At 36.3% G+C, this 16,401-nt stretch carries 14 protein-coding genes; 10 read left to right on the top strand and 4 right to left on the bottom strand.

The window, feature by feature from the left end:
* Nucleotides 1-317 precede the first annotated feature (317 nt).
* Nucleotides 318-2,096 (bottom strand): ABC transporter substrate-binding protein, encoded by a 1,779-nt coding sequence (locus tag H1P_RS10595; protein WP_246141598.1) that lies wholly within the window; start codon nucleotides 2,094-2,096, stop codon nucleotides 318-320.
* A 167-nt stretch (nucleotides 2,097-2,263) separates the two neighbouring features.
* Between H1P_RS10595 and sppA the strand changes: the two genes are divergently transcribed.
* From sppA to H1P_RS10575, 4 genes are all read left to right on the top strand, one after another.
* Nucleotides 2,264-3,091, top strand: a complete 828-nt coding sequence (gene sppA / locus H1P_RS10590; protein WP_144866989.1) for a signal peptide peptidase SppA — start codon at nucleotides 2,264-2,266, stop codon at nucleotides 3,089-3,091.
* A gap of 218 nt (nucleotides 3,092-3,309) precedes the next feature.
* On the top strand, nucleotides 3,310-3,750 hold the full coding sequence (gene aroH, locus H1P_RS10585) for a chorismate mutase (protein WP_144866987.1): 441 nt from the start codon (nucleotides 3,310-3,312) through the stop codon (nucleotides 3,748-3,750).
* Between the two features lie 110 nt (nucleotides 3,751-3,860).
* The gene (gene trpB / locus H1P_RS10580) at nucleotides 3,861-5,105 is read left to right on the top strand and encodes a tryptophan synthase subunit beta (protein WP_144866984.1); all 1,245 of its coding nucleotides are present in this window, start codon (nucleotides 3,861-3,863) and stop codon (nucleotides 5,103-5,105) included.
* Nucleotides 5,106-5,255: 150 nt separating this feature from the next.
* Nucleotides 5,256-5,885: a ribonuclease H-like domain-containing protein gene (locus H1P_RS10575; RefSeq protein ID WP_144866980.1), complete on the top strand. Its 630-nt coding sequence runs from the start codon at nucleotides 5,256-5,258 to the stop codon at nucleotides 5,883-5,885.
* 146 nt (nucleotides 5,886-6,031) lie between these two features.
* On the opposite strand, the gene H1P_RS10570 is transcribed toward H1P_RS10575, so the two are convergent.
* Nucleotides 6,032-6,667 carry a hypothetical protein gene (locus H1P_RS10570; RefSeq protein ID WP_144866978.1) on the bottom strand — a complete coding sequence of 212 codons (636 nt, stop codon included), beginning with the start codon at nucleotides 6,665-6,667 and terminating at the stop codon, nucleotides 6,032-6,034.
* A 152-nt stretch (nucleotides 6,668-6,819) separates the two neighbouring features.
* Here H1P_RS10570 and H1P_RS10565 point away from each other — a divergent pair, with 152 nt between their 5' ends.
* Nucleotides 6,820-7,146, top strand: a complete 327-nt coding sequence (locus tag H1P_RS10565; protein WP_246141597.1) for a Uma2 family endonuclease — start codon at nucleotides 6,820-6,822, stop codon at nucleotides 7,144-7,146.
* Nucleotides 7,110-7,481 (top strand): DUF4279 domain-containing protein, encoded by a 372-nt coding sequence (locus H1P_RS10560; protein WP_144866976.1) that lies wholly within the window; start codon nucleotides 7,110-7,112, stop codon nucleotides 7,479-7,481. The genes H1P_RS10565 and H1P_RS10560 overlap by 37 nt, the downstream gene beginning before the upstream one ends.
* 244 nt (nucleotides 7,482-7,725) lie before the next feature.
* On the opposite strand, the gene H1P_RS10555 is transcribed toward H1P_RS10560, so the two are convergent.
* Nucleotides 7,726-9,792 carry a hydantoinase/oxoprolinase family protein gene (locus H1P_RS10555; RefSeq protein WP_144866974.1) on the bottom strand — a complete coding sequence of 689 codons (2,067 nt, stop codon included), beginning with the start codon at nucleotides 9,790-9,792 and terminating at the stop codon, nucleotides 7,726-7,728.
* A 169-nt stretch (nucleotides 9,793-9,961) separates the two neighbouring features.
* Between H1P_RS10555 and H1P_RS10550 the strand changes: the two genes are divergently transcribed.
* The 3 genes from H1P_RS10550 (at nucleotide 9,962) to H1P_RS10540 (ending at nucleotide 14,524) form a co-directional block, all read left to right on the top strand.
* Nucleotides 9,962-10,924 (top strand): DMT family transporter, encoded by a 963-nt coding sequence (locus tag H1P_RS10550; RefSeq protein WP_144866972.1) that lies wholly within the window; start codon nucleotides 9,962-9,964, stop codon nucleotides 10,922-10,924.
* 204 nt (nucleotides 10,925-11,128) lie between these two features.
* Nucleotides 11,129-13,954, top strand: a complete 2,826-nt coding sequence (locus tag H1P_RS10545; protein WP_144866970.1) for a CHAT domain-containing protein — start codon at nucleotides 11,129-11,131, stop codon at nucleotides 13,952-13,954.
* A 192-nt stretch (nucleotides 13,955-14,146) separates the two neighbouring features.
* Nucleotides 14,147-14,524 carry a DUF4359 domain-containing protein gene (locus tag H1P_RS10540; RefSeq protein WP_144866968.1) on the top strand — a complete coding sequence of 126 codons (378 nt, stop codon included), beginning with the start codon at nucleotides 14,147-14,149 and terminating at the stop codon, nucleotides 14,522-14,524.
* Between the two features lie 86 nt (nucleotides 14,525-14,610).
* Here the strand turns inward: H1P_RS10540 and H1P_RS10535 are convergent, their stop codons facing one another.
* On the bottom strand, nucleotides 14,611-15,006 hold the full coding sequence (locus H1P_RS10535) for an FHA domain-containing protein (protein ID WP_144866993.1): 396 nt from the start codon (nucleotides 15,004-15,006) through the stop codon (nucleotides 14,611-14,613).
* Nucleotides 15,007-15,436: 430 nt separating this feature from the next.
* Between H1P_RS10535 and H1P_RS10530 the strand changes: the two genes are divergently transcribed.
* Nucleotides 15,437-16,393 carry a PhoH family protein gene (locus tag H1P_RS10530; RefSeq protein ID WP_144866966.1) on the top strand — a complete coding sequence of 319 codons (957 nt, stop codon included), beginning with the start codon at nucleotides 15,437-15,439 and terminating at the stop codon, nucleotides 16,391-16,393.
* Nucleotides 16,394-16,401 lie beyond the last annotated feature (8 nt).

Raw genomic sequence — 16,401 nt, 5'->3', positions numbered from 1 at the left:
AGAAAGTCCCCCAAGTTTGGGGGATTTAGGGGGCTTTGGTGTAACAAAATGGGACTTCTCAGACAACCTCTAAGCTGACCAACATCGGGTTGATCAGAACGTTTCCAACTATATATAGAGATTGAGCGTCAGAATTATGCAGAATTTAGTAGAGACCTCTTATTTCACATCTCTACAGGAGTTAATGTAAACAATAGTTTTAGTGTTTTTGATTAATCAGAAATAATGTACTATCTATCTAGCTAGTACGCGAGAATTGGTATCAGGAGTCAAAATATACCTTGTGAAAATTGGTCTTAAAAATTAAATTTGAGGTTTTAATGTTCGGTGATAGTTAATTCTTCTAAATTCCAAAAAGCTCCACCTAAAGCAGAATATTCTATAGTTTGAATGTCATTTCTAACTGCACCTAAAGATAGGGGATTTACTAAATAGATAAAGGGAACTTTTTCTGAAATTAATGCTTGTACTTCGGCATAAATTGCTTTACGTTTAGCTTCATCTAATTCCCTAGCAGCTTTAATAAATAAATCACCTATTTCTTCTTCCCAGTCAGCAACTTTGCGCCCTTCAATACCTGGTTGAGATTGATTAAACATATGTAAATCGCCGTCAGGATACCAAACATTAGCTCCATTATTTGGTTCATTACCACCTGTTAAACCGAGTAGAATACAATCCCAATCTAAACTATTATCAAGAAGATCGCCTAATAAGTTAAATGCCAGGGGTTTAAAGTTGACTTGAATACCTACTTTTTTTAAATCTTCTTTAATTTGAGAACCCATAGCTTCGCGTATTTTATTACCCGCATTGGTATTAAGAGTAAAGGCTACACGCTTACCATTTTTGTCAATTAATTGTTGTTGATTATTGTAGCTAAAACCAGCTTCTTTAAATAATGCTTTGGCTTTGTCTAAATCGTAATCGTAACCAGAAAGACTATCATCATAGAAAGGAGATTGAATAGAAATCGGAGAATTTTGCAGTTTTCCTAAGCCTCGGTAAATATTATTGTTAATATTTTGACGGTTTATACTATAGGCGATCGCTTGTCGAAATCTCACATCATTAAACCACTGAGATTTTACAGGATCGACTAAAGGTTTACCATTTCTTTTACCTTGATTAAGATTAAAAGTTATATAAGTAGTACCGTAAGCTGCACCACCATTATAGATAGTAAAATTACCACGGTCTTCTTCTTTTTTTAGGAGGGAAAAGAATTCAGGATTTACACCAAGAGAGTCCAAACCACCAGAACGAAATTGCAAAAAAGCAGTATCGGTTGATTCAACAATTTGCCACACTATTCTCTTGACTTTTGGTAATTCTTGGTTATTTTTACCTTTCTTCCAATAATAAGGATTGGCTGTAAAAATTATTCTTTGGGCGTTAGCATATTCTTGCATTTTATAAGCACTACTGCCCACTATTTTGTTAGGAGGAGTATCCACACCCCAAGTAGAAAATAAAAGAGGTCTACCACCTCCATCTTTTTGCTCTACTGTGGGTTTTAAAATGTGTTGGGGTAAAATACTTTTGCCAATAGTACTAAAAAATGGTGCAAAGGGTTCGGGTAAAATAAATTTAATCTGTAAATCGTCGATCTTTTCTACTTTAAGAAATTCGTTACTTTCCCCGACTCTTAAAGTAGCTCTGCCATTGTAGGGAATATCATCATTAAGATATAATTCATTAAAAGTAAAAACTACATCATCAGCCGTTAAAGGCTCTCCATCAGACCACTTTAAGCCTTTTCTGAGGGTAAAAATAATTTCTAAATCATCGTCAGAAATTGTCCAAGATTCTGCTAAAGCAGGTTCAGTTTCTCCTGTAATAGGATTTAAAGTTATTAACCCATCAAACATCAGAGAACTTACCGCACTGCTAACAGCGTCTGAAGTCAATACAGGGTTAAAAGTTTTAGGATCGCTCAAGAGCGCATCAACTATTTGCGGTGTTTGATTAGCATTCGATTGCATCAATGTGCTAGTACAAGCAGTCAGACAAAAAGTTGCGATCGCAATTAAACAAACTACGAGATATTTACTTTGATTAATCCCCTTGTGTCTCATTGAAAATAGATGCTCCATCGTCACCCCTCCCTGACTATTTACTATCTGTTTTTGATTTATCTTAGCGAAGGGGTTTCCCAAATACTTATCCCATGATTAGGTGATGAGGAGATTACTAATTACTGGATGCGGTTTAAAATTGCTATATTGTCTTCTTAGTTGTATAAAAAACATAACTATAATTAATGATTTGGCCTTTTAGAAAAAAAACCAAAAAACAGATAGCGCGGATTGAAATTACAGGTGCGATCGCTGGAGAAACCAGAAACCATATTCTCAAAGCCTTTAAAACTGTTGAAGAGAAGCAATTTCCCGCTATCTTATTACGCATTGATTCTCCTGGGGGAACAGTGGGAGATTCCCAAGAAATCTATGCAGCCTTAAAACGCTTACAAGAAGAAAAAGACGTTAAGGTTGTAGCCAGCTTCGGTAATATTTCCGCTTCAGGAGGGGTCTATATTGGTGTTGGCGCAAAGCAGATTGTGGCAAACCCAGGAACAATTACGGGAAGCATTGGGGTTATTTTACGAGGTAATAATTTAGAACGCTTATTAGATAAGATTGGCGTTTCTTTTAAAACTATTAAATCAGGCCCTTACAAAGACATTTTATCTTTCGATCGGCAACTAACTTCAGAAGAAGAACAAATACTACAGCAGCTAATCGATACCAGCTACGATCAGTTTGTTAAGACCGTAGCAGAAGGGCGTAACTTAGATGTTGAAACAGTGAAAACTTTTGCTGATGGACGTATTTTTACAGGAGAACAAGCCCTAAAATTAGGAGTAGTAGATCGTTTAGGAACAGAAGAAGATGCTCGTCGTTGGGCTGCGGAATTAGTAGGTTTAGATCCTGACAAAGCTGAATGTTTTACCATCGAAGAGCCAAAACCTTTTATTAATCGTTTCTTACCAGGAAGAAGCCAAAGTAAATCCCGTATCGGAGCAACTATTGATTGGCTGGATTTTGAAATCAAAACTTCTGGTCAACCACTGTGGCTTTACAAACCTTAAAGTTTTTTGCTGTTAGGTTCTTAGTATAACTCCGATGCTAACCCCAGAAGCTATAAGAACCTAACTGTTAATTATCAATTGTCTATTGTCAATTGTTGACTAACTTTTAATGGAAACAAGTTAATTTGACCAATATTTTCGGATTCTCCTGCGATAATAGTGACGAAAGAGCAACTGATAACTATCATTTTGATAAGCAATCATGGGAGGAATAAGCCGTGGAGTGGAAAGTAAGAGGAATTCGTGGCGCGATCACGGTTAATGAAAATAGCAAAAAAGCGATCGCCGAAGCCGTTACCGAATTACTAGATGACATTGAAGCTCACAATAGCTTTAACTCCGAAGATATCAGTTATGTCTTTTTTACGACCACTCCCGATTTAGATGCGGTTTTCCCTGCTGCGATCGCTCGTAGCCGTCCTGGTTGGGATCGAGTACCTCTCCTCGATTTGCAACAAATGGCTGTCCCTGGTAGCCTAACTTTCTGTATTCGGGTCTTGATTCAGGTTAATACCACCGCGCCTCAATCAGCTATAGTTCATTCTTATCTGAGAAAAGCTCAATATCTCCGTCCCGATCTTAGTACAGTAATTAGTAATCAGCGGTGCGACCCCGCTTCGACGACAGGAGCATCTAGTAGCACACCATACAATCAGTAATCAGCGATCCAGTGACTGAATAGTTAGTTGAGCAAACTGGATAATCTGACACATATTTTAGAGAAAGTGGGACAATAAATTTTATTATAGTAATCTTTAGTTTTAAGTTCATGACTGCAACACCTCTTAAAAGCGATCGCCTTAAGCACCAAGTACCCGATAATTTAGGGCGTTTTGGCATTTATGGGGGAAAATACGTTCCAGAAACGTTAATGCCCGCCTTAGCCGAGTTAGAAACTGCTTACGCCAAATATAAAGTCGATCCAGAGTTTAATGAAGAACTTAATGGTCTTTTAAAAGACTATGTTGGCAGAGCCAATCCCCTTTATTTTGCCGAACGTTTAACCCAACACTACGCACGTCCAGACGGTACAGGAGCGCAAATTTATCTCAAACGCGAAGACCTTAACCATACAGGGGCGCACAAGATTAACAATGCTCTAGCTCAAGCTTTGCTAGCTATTCGCATGGGTAAAAAGCGTATTATTGCTGAAACTGGTGCAGGACAGCATGGAGTCGCTACAGCTACGGTATGCGCCCGTTTTGGTTTAGAATGCATCATTTACATGGGCGTTCAAGATATGGAGCGTCAAAAGCTCAACGTTTTTAGAATGCGTTTATTAGGTGCAACAGTACAGCCTGTAACTGCTGGTACAGGGACACTAAAAGATGCCACTTCCGAAGCAATTAGAGATTGGGTAACCAACGTTGAAAACACCCACTACATTTTAGGCTCTGTTGCAGGTCCCCATCCTTACCCGATGATGGTTCGAGATTTTCATGGGGTAATTGGCAAAGAAACCCGTCATCAATGCGAAGAAAAGTGGGGAGGTTTACCTGATATTCTTTTAGCTTGTGTTGGTGGTGGCTCTAATGCAATGGGTTTATTCCATGAATTTGTCTCAGAAGAGTCTGTCAGACTCATTGGTGTGGAAGCAGCAGGAGAAAGCGTGATCTCTGGTAAGCACGCTGCGACCCTCACAGAAGGTCGTCCTGGAGTGCTACACGGTGCGATGAGCTATTTATTACAGGATACTGAAGGACAAGTAGTAGAAGCCCATTCTATAAGTGCTGGCTTAGATTATCCTGGTGTAGGGCCCGAACATAGTTATCTCAAAGATACTGGTAGAGCAGAGTATCATAGTGTAACCGATAAAGAAGCAGTAGACGCGCTGTGCAAGGTTTCTGAATTAGAAGGTATTATTCCCGCACTGGAAACTGCTCATGCTTTTGCTTATCTGGATAAGCTTTGTCCTCAGTTAGAAGGTAGCCCCCGCATTGTGATTAATTGTTCTGGTAGAGGCGATAAAGACGTTAACACCATTGCTAAATATCTCGGTAATGACGATCTTTAAATTTTTTAGTGGTTGTTAGGGGGTAGTCGATCCCGCTTGACGGGATAAAATGGTTAATGGTTAGTTACCGATCGTCGATCTTCAAATGGAAACTACTTTCGACTTTTCCTCTTTTATTATTCTTCTTCTTTTCTTTTTCCTTACTTGCTAATGAGTCTAGACAATTTTCAAATTTGCGATTGGGATTTAGATCGTGCTAGTGCAGCCCGTTATTTAGGGTCAGAGGCGATCGCTGTAGATACGGAAACAATGGGTTTAGTCATGGGACGCGATCGTCTATGTTTGGTACAATTATGCGATTCTCAAGGCTATGTTACGGTTGTTCGGATCGAAAAAGGACAAAAATCTGCACCCAATTTAGAACGAGTTTTGCAAGCCAAAGATGTCACTAAAGTGTTTCATTTTGCACGCTTTGATGTAGCTCAATTTCGTTATACTTTTGGTATTGAAACTGCACCTATTTTTTGTACTAAAATTGCCAGTAAGCTAGCTCGTACTTATACTTCTAGCCACGGCTTAAAAAGCTTAATTTCTGAACTTATGGGAGTAACACTTGATAAAAGTTCTCAAAGTTCTGATTGGGGCGATCTTGATAGTCTCTCAGAAGAACAGCTTAGTTATGCAGGTAATGATGTGCGCTATTTATTGGAAGCCCAAGATAAATTAACTACGATGTTAAAGCGGGAAGATCGTTGGGGATTGGCTAAAAAATGTTTTGAATGTGTTCCTGTGTTTGCAGTGCTTGATATTATGCATTACCAAAATATTTTTGAACATTAATTATTTTGTTCGTGGTTAATTGTTAGTTGTTAGTTATTGATGTTTTAGTACTTATTTGGTATGCTTTGCATTCTATATACTTAGATTTTGTGTGATTAAGCGGTGCGTTCCTCGTCTTTTCTTATATTTTGTACTTAAAGAAAACACTATTGGTTCTCACCATAGTAAGTTCTTTTGAAGCGTGCCATATCTATGAAATATCGATTGTTTGATTTAACGCTAATATTGCGAGAAATCCAAATATGTGCTGGAAGATACCAGACATACTCAAAACAGATAGGAGCTTCGTGACCATCATATAGCCATGATGAGCCTGTTTTTAATGCCATCAACTTTTTGATTTCCTCAAATGGAGAGTCGCCTAATTTCAGGGGTTCGGCTGTGTTCCAAAAGTTAAAAATTCCCATCTCAAAAACAGGCTTTGTCTTGGGTAACATAGAAGGTAGTTTAAGTGTTTCAAGACATAGACTAACCAACTCGCTAAAAGGCTTATTATCTTTTGTTGCTACTAATGTTGCTAGACGCATCCATAACAATGTACGGTTAGCACTTGGTAAATCTTTAGTACGTACTCCAAAAAAACCAGAAAGTTCTAATTTTTCATCCATAAACAACATTTCCATTGCAATGTCGCGGGGTGCGCGATCCAACCAGTTTGACAAATTATAAATGTCTTCAAAGCGATCGGGATATACCGTCTGAACCTGCTCCCAAATGCCATTTTGCGCGAATTGAAGATGGTCTACAGTTACTACAGAAGAGACAAAAGGATAATTAGTCATTGAGTAAAATTGATAATAGTTAAAGAATAAAAAATTTATTTCAAAATTATGAATATTGTTAAAATATTACTTGAAAATTATTATTTACTAGCATTTATTTTTTATTATTTACTATTTGAGTTAATCTACTGTGAAGTGATAACTATATTGACATGATGACCCAAGCCTTGCCAAAATCAGTAACTTTTGAAGAATTTTTACTATGGAAACCAGAAGGAAAACCATACGAACTGCATGAGGGAGTAATTATTGAAATGCAGCCCACAGGTAAGCACGACGAAATTATTGGTTTTTTAGCTACAGAATTTACTTTAGAATACAGAAAATTAAAACTTCCTTATTTTATTCCCAAAACTGCTTTAGTTAAACCTAAAGATCGTAATTCTGGTTATTCTCCTGATATCTTAATTATCGATCGCACGGGTTTAAAAGACGAACCTCTCTGGGAAAAGTATTCAACATTAAGAGTAAAGAATTAACGGCACAAGAAATAACTTCTGAGATTAGATTACAACCCACAAGAACTAATCGTGCGAGATTAAAATTTTCTGTCTGGTGCTTTGAGCCACAAAAAGATGTACCTGAAGAATTAGAAAGAAAACTCGATTATTTACTAGATTGTCTTGCACCATATCAAGAAAAGATAGCTAAGTTAGCCTCTACAAATTATGTCAGCATTAATATTGCTTACTACGGGTACAAAAGTTGGATGGGTGGATGGGGTTTAAATGCTCAACAAATTAGACAAATATCAACATTAGGATGTGAAATTGATTTCGATCTTTATGCTTATGGTTTAGATTTACCAGAATAGAAACAATATTAATTAACAAAATACTTCCTGTCTGTAAAATGACAAGTAAACCTTGTAAGGGCGAACGGTCGTTCGCCCCTACTGGCGTATCAAACTTTAAATGAGGCATTAGTAAATCGCTGAAATACTTTAAGATTAATTGTTTTATCGAAAATCTATTACACTATTTTAAGCTTGATGCGCCCCTACCCTTCCATCTAATTTCTCAACTTTTACTACTGATTTCTATCACTAAAAAACTTTTTCAGTAAGCCCTACTTAAGATTAAATCTCCGCGATCGCTTATTATTCCTTGCCAACCTGGTTCGATGATATTTGTTCCCGTAGCTTCGATAATAATTGCAGGAGAGTTAATTATTGTTCCTGGTGGTAACTGCTCTCTTTGATAAACTGGGGTATCTTGCCAAGTATGATTAACATACATAGCAACTGTTTCTATGGGAGATACTTCTGGATAGGCTGTAGCAGTTTGTTCTACAACGTTATTCTCTGGTTTGTAAGTGGGACAAATCAGTTCTAAAGATGCGGTTTCCACAATTAAATTTTTCTCTGGAACGATAAAGCCATAGCGTTGTTGATGAGATTGATTAAACTGTTGTTTCATTAATTCAATACTATTAAAATCAACAATTAAACTAGAGTCTGTTCCTTCATATTTAAGATGAAGTTTGAAGTTATTAGTAATTTCTTGAGCTTCGTTTACACCTTGTTGCAATAATTCTCTTTGTGCTAAAGTTTGTAACTTATTAAAAATAGTATTAATTTCTTTTAGAGTCCTTTCTGTTAATATTTTTTCTACCGATTTTTCCTTACTAATTCTAATATCTGCCAACCCAATACCATAAGCAGATAAAACTCCTGCATAAGGATGAATAAATATTTGCTGTATACCCAAGGCATCTGCTAGTAAACAAGCGTGTTGTCCTCCTGCGCCACCAAAGCAACATAAAACATATTCAGAAACATCATATCCTCGCTGTAGAGATATTTTTTTGATCGCATTAGCCATGTTATTAACCGCGATCGCTATAAAGCCAGAGGAAATTTCTTCACTATTTCTACCATCATTAATTTTATTGGCAAGCTGTTTAAACTTGGTTATTACTATCTCTTTATCCAAGCTTTCATTGGCATTGTGACCAAAAACTTGAGGAAAAAATTGGGGTTGTAATTTACCAAGCATTACATTACAATCAGTTATGGTAAGCTGCCCCCCTTTTTTGTAACAAGCTGCACCAGGGTCAGAACCCGCAGAATCAGGCCCAACACGATATCTGCTACCATCAAAATGGAGAATCGAGCTTCCTCCTGCTGCTACAGTGTGGATAGCCATCATGGGCGAACGCAATCTGATTCCTGCTACTTCTGTTTCAAAGCTACGTTCGTACTCTCCTCTATAGTGACTGACATCGGTAGAAGTACCCCCCATATCAAAGCCAATAATTTTTGGGAAACCTGCCATGGCACAAGTTTTTACTGCACCTACGATACCCCCAGCAGGGCCAGAAAGAATGCTATCTTTACCTTGAAATGAATCAGCGTTTACCAACCCCCCATTGGATTGCATAAACATTAATTTGGTTTGTTGTTGGGGTAAATCACTGCCTTGTCCGTACAGATTGCTTTTTACTTTTTCTACATAGCGACGCAAAATAGGAGAAAGATAAGCATCAACAACGGTAGTATCTCCTCTGCTAACGAATTTAATTAAAGGACTTACTTGATGAGATACAGATATTTGAGTAAAACCGATTTCCTGCGCGATTTTCGCCACTTCTAATTCATGGTTAGGGTAGCGATAGGAATGCATAAAAACAATGGCACAACTACGAATACCTCGATCGAAAACAGCTTGTAAATCTTGTTGAACTTTTTGGGGATTAACCTTTTGTAACTCTTCCCCTGTAGCAGTATAACGTTCGGCAACTTCTATCACTGATTCATAAAGCATTTCGGGTAAAGTAATTTGCAACGCAAAAATATCAGGGCGATTTTGATAGCCAATGCGTAACGCATCTTTAAAACCTTTAGTAGCGATCAAAACAACTCTCTCACCTTTTCTTTCTAAAAGTGCATTTGTCGCCACAGTTGTTCCCATTTTGATTGCTTCTATACAATCTATTGGAATAGGTTGCTCTTTTTCTAATCCTAAAATATCTCTAATACCTTGTACTGGAGCATCTTCATATTGTTCGGGATTTTCTGAGAGTAACTTATAAGTCAAAATTTTGCCTTCAGGAGACTTTGCCACAACATCAGTAAAAGTCCCACCGCGATCGATCCAAAATTGCCATTGTTTAGTAGAAGTCATCAAAATTTTTCTTTCTTGCGTAAAAATAAACAAACAGAAGCGATTTCAATACTTATCGTTAGGCTTATGATGCTATGTTTTATTTGTCAGTCTGGGAGGTAATTAATCAAAATCAAAAATAGTCTTAAGCTTTTTACTATCCTTCAATTTAACCCAATTCTGTTTGCTAATGCGTCAAAAAATACAATTTTTCTCTTCTTCACTTAATGCGATCGCAGAAAATATCGGTTACGCTAGTATTGCTTTGATTACTGCTTTAACGGCTCTCTCTTTTACAGCAATTTTAATCAAACTCAGCATAACAGAAATTAGTCCCAATGCAACAATTTTTCATCGTCTTTGGATAGCCAGTTTAGTTTTATGGTTGTGGAAAAGTATAATTCAAGAACAAAAACCACAAAGCGAAAAGGTAGACAAACCCCAAGCAATTGGCGATCTTAGTTATCAAAGATCGGGATTGTTAGTTTTAATTGCTGTAGCTTCTACTGCTTCTGTAGCTTGTTGGGCTTGGTCACTAACACAAACCAGCGTTGCTAACTCTACAGTATTGCGTAATCTAACACCATTATTTACTAGCTTAGGAGGTTGGTTATTTTTAAAGGTTAAGTTCGATCGCCAGTTTATATTAGGAATGATCTTAGCTCTTTTCGGTGCGGTAGCTATTGGTTGGGATGATTTACAACTAGGGACAGAAAGTTTATGGGGAGATAGTATTGCTTTACTTTCTGCATTCTTGTACGCCATCTATCTTTTTGCAGTGGAACATTTGCGAAATAGCCTCAATACAACTACTATTTTGCTGTGGCGTAGTGCATTAGGAGCTTTATTTATCTTTCCAATGGTTTTGTTCACTGAAGAAACTTTGTTTCCTAATTCTGGACAAGGATGGTTAATCTTAATTTTATTGGCGATTGTTTCTCAAGTTATTGGACAAGGCTTATTAGTGTATAGTCTTAAGCAATTTTCTTCGGGATTAGTTGCTATCTTCTTATTATCACAACCCGTGTTGGCTGCTTTGCTTGCTTGGGGAATTTTTGCGGAAAGTCTAACTTTATTTAATGGTTTGGCATTTGTTTTAGTTTTAGGAGGAATCTATCTCGCACAATCTAGTGATTCGACAGCTAAAGCTTAAATAAAAGACAACGGGAAATAGACAATAGTGAATATAAAGCGTGATAGCTAATACCAACACTAAACCCTTTTCCGCACTATACTATCGTGAAGGAGTTAAAACAAGAGAGTAAAAAATAGTAAACTTATTGTCTCTTGCCCATTTATCATTCCCGACAAAGGCAATAGCTTTTGTTAAAATAATCGGCAATTTTACTGATAGTTAATGATGCAAATCACACAAAGGCTGAATGATACTCTTTCTGCTCTTCCTTCCATAAGTAACGAATTAGTTGATACTTTAGATTGGGCTTGGTTGGTTGATTTTGGTCAAGGAAACTTTGCTCACGCTCAGGCAAAAATAGAAATTGCTCTACTGGGCGAATGGAATCTGTCTAATGTGTTGGCAAGGGCATTAGTACATCAACTACAGGGAGAATATAATCAAGCAATTTCTTTATTAGAGAAAGCTTTTCTTAGAGAGTCAGAAGATAAGAATAAATTAATCATTGCTACTATTGCTTATTTAACAGAAAGAAAAGCTAAAGAAAATCTGGCAGATGGTTTTTCTCTTAGTGCAACTAAGACCGAAACTGATACATTATGGAAGCAAAGAACCCAAGTTCTTAAGCAAGAAATACAAGACTTAGAATATCGCTTAGAAATCAATCTAATTCAGCAAATCGCAGCTATTTTACCCTGTTGGCGCACTACAATCGCCAAGCAAACTGATGACAGCAAACAAGAAAAATATCAAGAATTAATTCTCGAAAAATTAACCAAACAATTAGAAATTTACCAAGGACAATCTTATTATGCGATCGCAGAATTTTTATACTGTTGTTTTGCCGAATTACTGGCACTATCAGGACAATTTGTGGCTGGTTGGCAACTTTTAGAACAGTTAGCTCCTGCTTACCTGAATTCAGAAAAATATCTGGAAACTGCTTGGTATTTAATGTGTCAGGGAGATTTAATTATGGAAACTGCTCCCTTTGGTAAACCGATAGTTTTTGGCTATCGATTAATCGAAAATAATCTTGATTGTACCACCATTAAATTATTAGATCGTTCCACAATTGATACAGCTTTTGCACAACAACAGTATTTGCAAGCCAGACAATATTTTAGTAAGGCTTCTGCACCAAGAGGGGAAGCAATGGCTACTATGCGTCTAGCTTATGTTAATGCCGTACAAGAGCAATGGTATCTGGCAGCTTGTGGTTATGAAGAAGCACACAAAATCTTTATTAATTTGGGAGATCGTTTAAATGCGATTGCAGCCGAAATGGGGTATTTGTGGAGTTTTTTGCAATACGAGGCTTTAGAAGCAGAATTATTCAAAAATTTGCAACATTCTGCTAACTGGATGTTTGATAATGGCACAGCTACTTTCGCGATGAGTTGGTTACTGGTTTTTACCGCAGCAGCTCAAGAAGTTTTACCTCAAGAAAATGGTGTTGTTGTTAGTAAAAAATTAATTAAAATTGCCGAGATTATTGCAACTAAGGCGATCGATATTAAAATTGTTTTTTCTTCGGTTTCTTGTAGTCAATTTTGGCAACATTGTCATGCAGTAATTAGTGATTTTTATCGTAATTTAGCATTGGAGCTTGCCCAAAAAAATGATTGGCAACAGGCTTTTATCGCAGCAGAGAAAGTAAAAATTCATGGCATACATTCTCAACATAGATCGGCTAGTCAAGCACTTTATTTAGAAGCCCAGCTTAATAGCGTTATTCCATTAGAAAAAATAGCTACTTTCCTACCTTTGAATACAGTATTATTATCTTTTCTTACTACCTCTACGAAATTATTAAGCTGGGCAATCACCAACAAAGGATTAGTAAAAAGCAATATATTAGATAAAATAGACGGCGAAAAATTTCAAATAAAAAAATTAGAGCAAGTAATTAATGCTCGGCTCAATAGCTTGGTAGACTTTAATCTCGATTCTCAACCAACTAAAATTTTAGAACAAATACTATTAAACCCTTTTACCTCAGAAATTGAAACTAATAAGCATCTCGTAATTACCACCTGCGATCGCCTAAGAGGACTATCTTTTGCTGCCTTAAAATATCATTATTCTGTTAATGCTAATATCCTCAAAAAAGAAGCAAGTCTTGGAGAAGAAAAATCTATTTCTTATCTTTTTTATGCTAGTCAATTAGCAGACTGTCAACTAACTGCTACCGCCACTAATAAAGTATTAATTTTTACAGAAGATGGCAATCTAATTCGTCATCAAACAAACCAGCAATTACATAGTAACTCATCATGTTTATCTCTATCTCAAGGATTAGCAATTGCAATCGCACAAATTTATAACATTCATCCTTTGAACAATTTAAACCAAATTTCTGCAAAAATCCTCAAGTTAATAGATTTTAAACCAGTAATTCATTTATTTTTATCAGAGACGAATTTATTACTTAATAAATTAATTCAGCAAAATATTACTAGCGAATTAGTTATTCTCAGTATTCGAGACTTTAAAATCAAACAGTTACCAAGTAAACAATTAACTAACCTCAGTCAAAGTATTATTAATACAGGAGCGAAAACAGTAGTAACTATTTTTGATGGGGAAGACAGTTTAGCTACCGCAATTTTAACTTCATTTTTCCATCAAGGATTATATTTTGGTCAATCTGTAGCAGAAGCTTTACGACAAGCACAAAAACAATTACGTTTAGTTACTGCTCAAGAAGCCTTAGATTTTTGCCACTATTTACAAAGTCATATTCCTTGGCAAACTGAAAGCGATCGTGCTTTAAGAGCTTTAATTACTAAGTATATAGGAGATGTAATGACTTTAGGACAAGATTATTATCGAGCAACAGAAGCTTATGAAGTAGCTATTAAAATTTTAGAAAGTGTAGGTTATAAAACTGAAGCAAAATCTTTACAAAAAAACTATAAAATCTTGAAATCTCTGCAAAAAACATCCAAGAAATTTCAAGCAGAACACTTGATTTTTGATAGTCCTGGTTACTGGAATAATGCTTATATTTATGGAGATTGGCAATTGTCTTTTGTTGGATTATAAGCAAGAAAAAATCAGTCAAGAGAATATCGCAATTCTCGTTTGTTTGAGGTACAATTTGGTAGAGTCAGGAAACAATAAATCGAGCTTTCAATGTTTTTCGTGATTGTTTAAATTCGTATTTTATGAGTTTAAGAACCGCTATATATTCTATAAGAAACAGTATAATAATGAATTAATCTAATTTATCTAAATGTGAATAGCTTAATTTTAAAAATTTCCCAACTGATAATTATTGTACTAATAGCTGTTTTGGTAGTAACTAACCCAGGAAATAATAAATATCAATCATACGCATCGGCAAGATTGATTACCTATCTCAAAGATGATTTATGTAGCCAAGTGACAGAACAAATCAGTGAAAAACTCCGCAGTCCTTGTGTTATTTTGATTGATACAGCACGTCCACAAATTCAAGCTGCTCTTAATAGAAATACAAAACAGCAAAACTTTCTCTTGTTTAGCATTTATCAAACTGAACTCTCGATTTCTCCCGTTACTCCAGAATATCATTTTGCTACTTTAGGTATTTTTGATAAATTTTTCACCTATCAAATAGAAAAAAACGAATAGTAAGGAAAGGAAAAAAATAAAAATAGTTTAACCCTGCTTTACAAGTCCCAAAACAATATATGTAAATTGAATTTTTCCCATTAATTCTAATTAATTAAAGTCTCTTTCGGACTTTTGACTTTTTTAATATCTGATTCCTCTGAAGATTGAGAGTTATTTTTTGAATATGGAGATGCTGTATCTAGGTCAATTTTAATTAAAATTTTAGGTCCTGAACTGGCAAGACGCATTACCATACCATCAGTTGCTAAAGTTTGGGTTACTCTTTTGCCATCAATATAAGTTCCGTTTGCACCCAAATTCACAACTTCCCACCCTTGACCAACTTTTCTGATTTCCACATGATTACGGGAGACAACCGCGCTATACAGGACAACTTCATTATTAGTAGAGCGTCCAATTCTAATTTGTGGTTCTTCTTTGAACGTCCAGCTTTGTACTGGTACTGGTTGTAAAGGATGTAATAGAGTTAGTGTAATCACAGATTTGTCATCTTGTTGAGAATTTACAATCCCCATCGGGGGTGTGAAATAGTTATTTTTGAGTTTTGTTTTCTAAAGTATCGAACATAGTATTTTTTTACCAATATTCTGTGAATATCACGGCAAAAGTGATAAGGGTAACATTACACAATATAGCCCAGATGGACTGTCTCTGTCTGTCTTGTATTATAAAAAAAACATACTTATGACTGTCCAAGATTGACACTGTACTCCAACATGAAAGTCACAGATTACTCCGCCGTAAAAGCGACGAGACCCCGCGTCGGCGTAAGACGCAAGGGAATGCTCGTCAAGACACGACGGAGACGGCACGTGACCGTTGGTCAAGAAGTATGTGGCTGATACGAAAAATTTTGTAACCTATAGACTATATAGTTTTTTAATATAATTTATTACTTTAACATTTCCAATGTCCGAAATATCTCAGAATATTCAACTTCCCAGTCAAGAAAGCGCAATTGCCATAGCAGGTTCAGGAGAAGCTAATTTAGCTGTATTCTCTCGTCATACTGGAGTTAAAATTGTTTTGCGAGGACAGGAATTATTGATTTTTGGGCGCGAAAAAGCTGTAGCAAGAACAGTTCAGGTAGTTAGATCGCTAAAACCCTTTTGGGAAGAGAACAAAACTATTACAGAGCCAGATATCTTAACCGCATTTCAAGCCGTTGATACAGGACGTACTGACGAATATAGCCAACTGCAAAAAGATGTTCTGGCTAAAACTAAAAGAGGAGACTTAATCCGCGCTAAAACCTTTAAACAAAAACAATATGTCAAAGCGATCCAAACCCACGATATTATTTTTAGTATTGGCCCTGCTGGGACAGGAAAAACCTTTTTAGCAGCCGTTTTAGCTGTCAAAGCTCTTTTAACTGATGAATGCGAAAGAATCATCTTAACTCGTCCTGCGGTAGAAGCTGGAGAAAAATTAGGCTTTTTACCAGGAGACTTACAACAGAAAGTTAATCCCTTTTTGCGTCCTCTTTATGATGCTTTGTATCAGTTTATTGATGCGGAAAAAATTCCCGATCTCATGGAAAGAGGCAAAATTGAAATAGCTCCTTTAGCTTATATGCGGGGACGCACTTTAGATAATGCTTTTGTGATTGTCGATGAAGCGCAAAATACCACTCCCGCACAGTTAAAAATGGTACTGACACGTTTAGGCTTTGGTTCAAAAATGGTAGTTACAGGAGATATTACCCAAACCGATCTACCTCAAAATCAACAATCGGGCTTAATTGTCTCTAGCAAAATTTTAAAATCTGTAGATGGAATCGCTTTTTGTTATCTGACTCAAGCAGATGTAGTAAGACATCCCCTAGTGCAGAAAATTGTCGCTGCTTATGAGAAGTTTGAAAAGTAAATTAAATT

Origin of the sequence: Hyella patelloides LEGE 07179 (genome assembly GCF_900659865.1) — a bacterium.
In the GTDB taxonomy this organism is placed as follows: domain Bacteria; phylum Cyanobacteriota; class Cyanobacteriia; order Cyanobacteriales; family Xenococcaceae; genus Hyella; species Hyella patelloides.
Note: the sequence above shows the minus strand (reverse complement) of the source record. Positions and strands in the feature narration are given on the sequence as shown.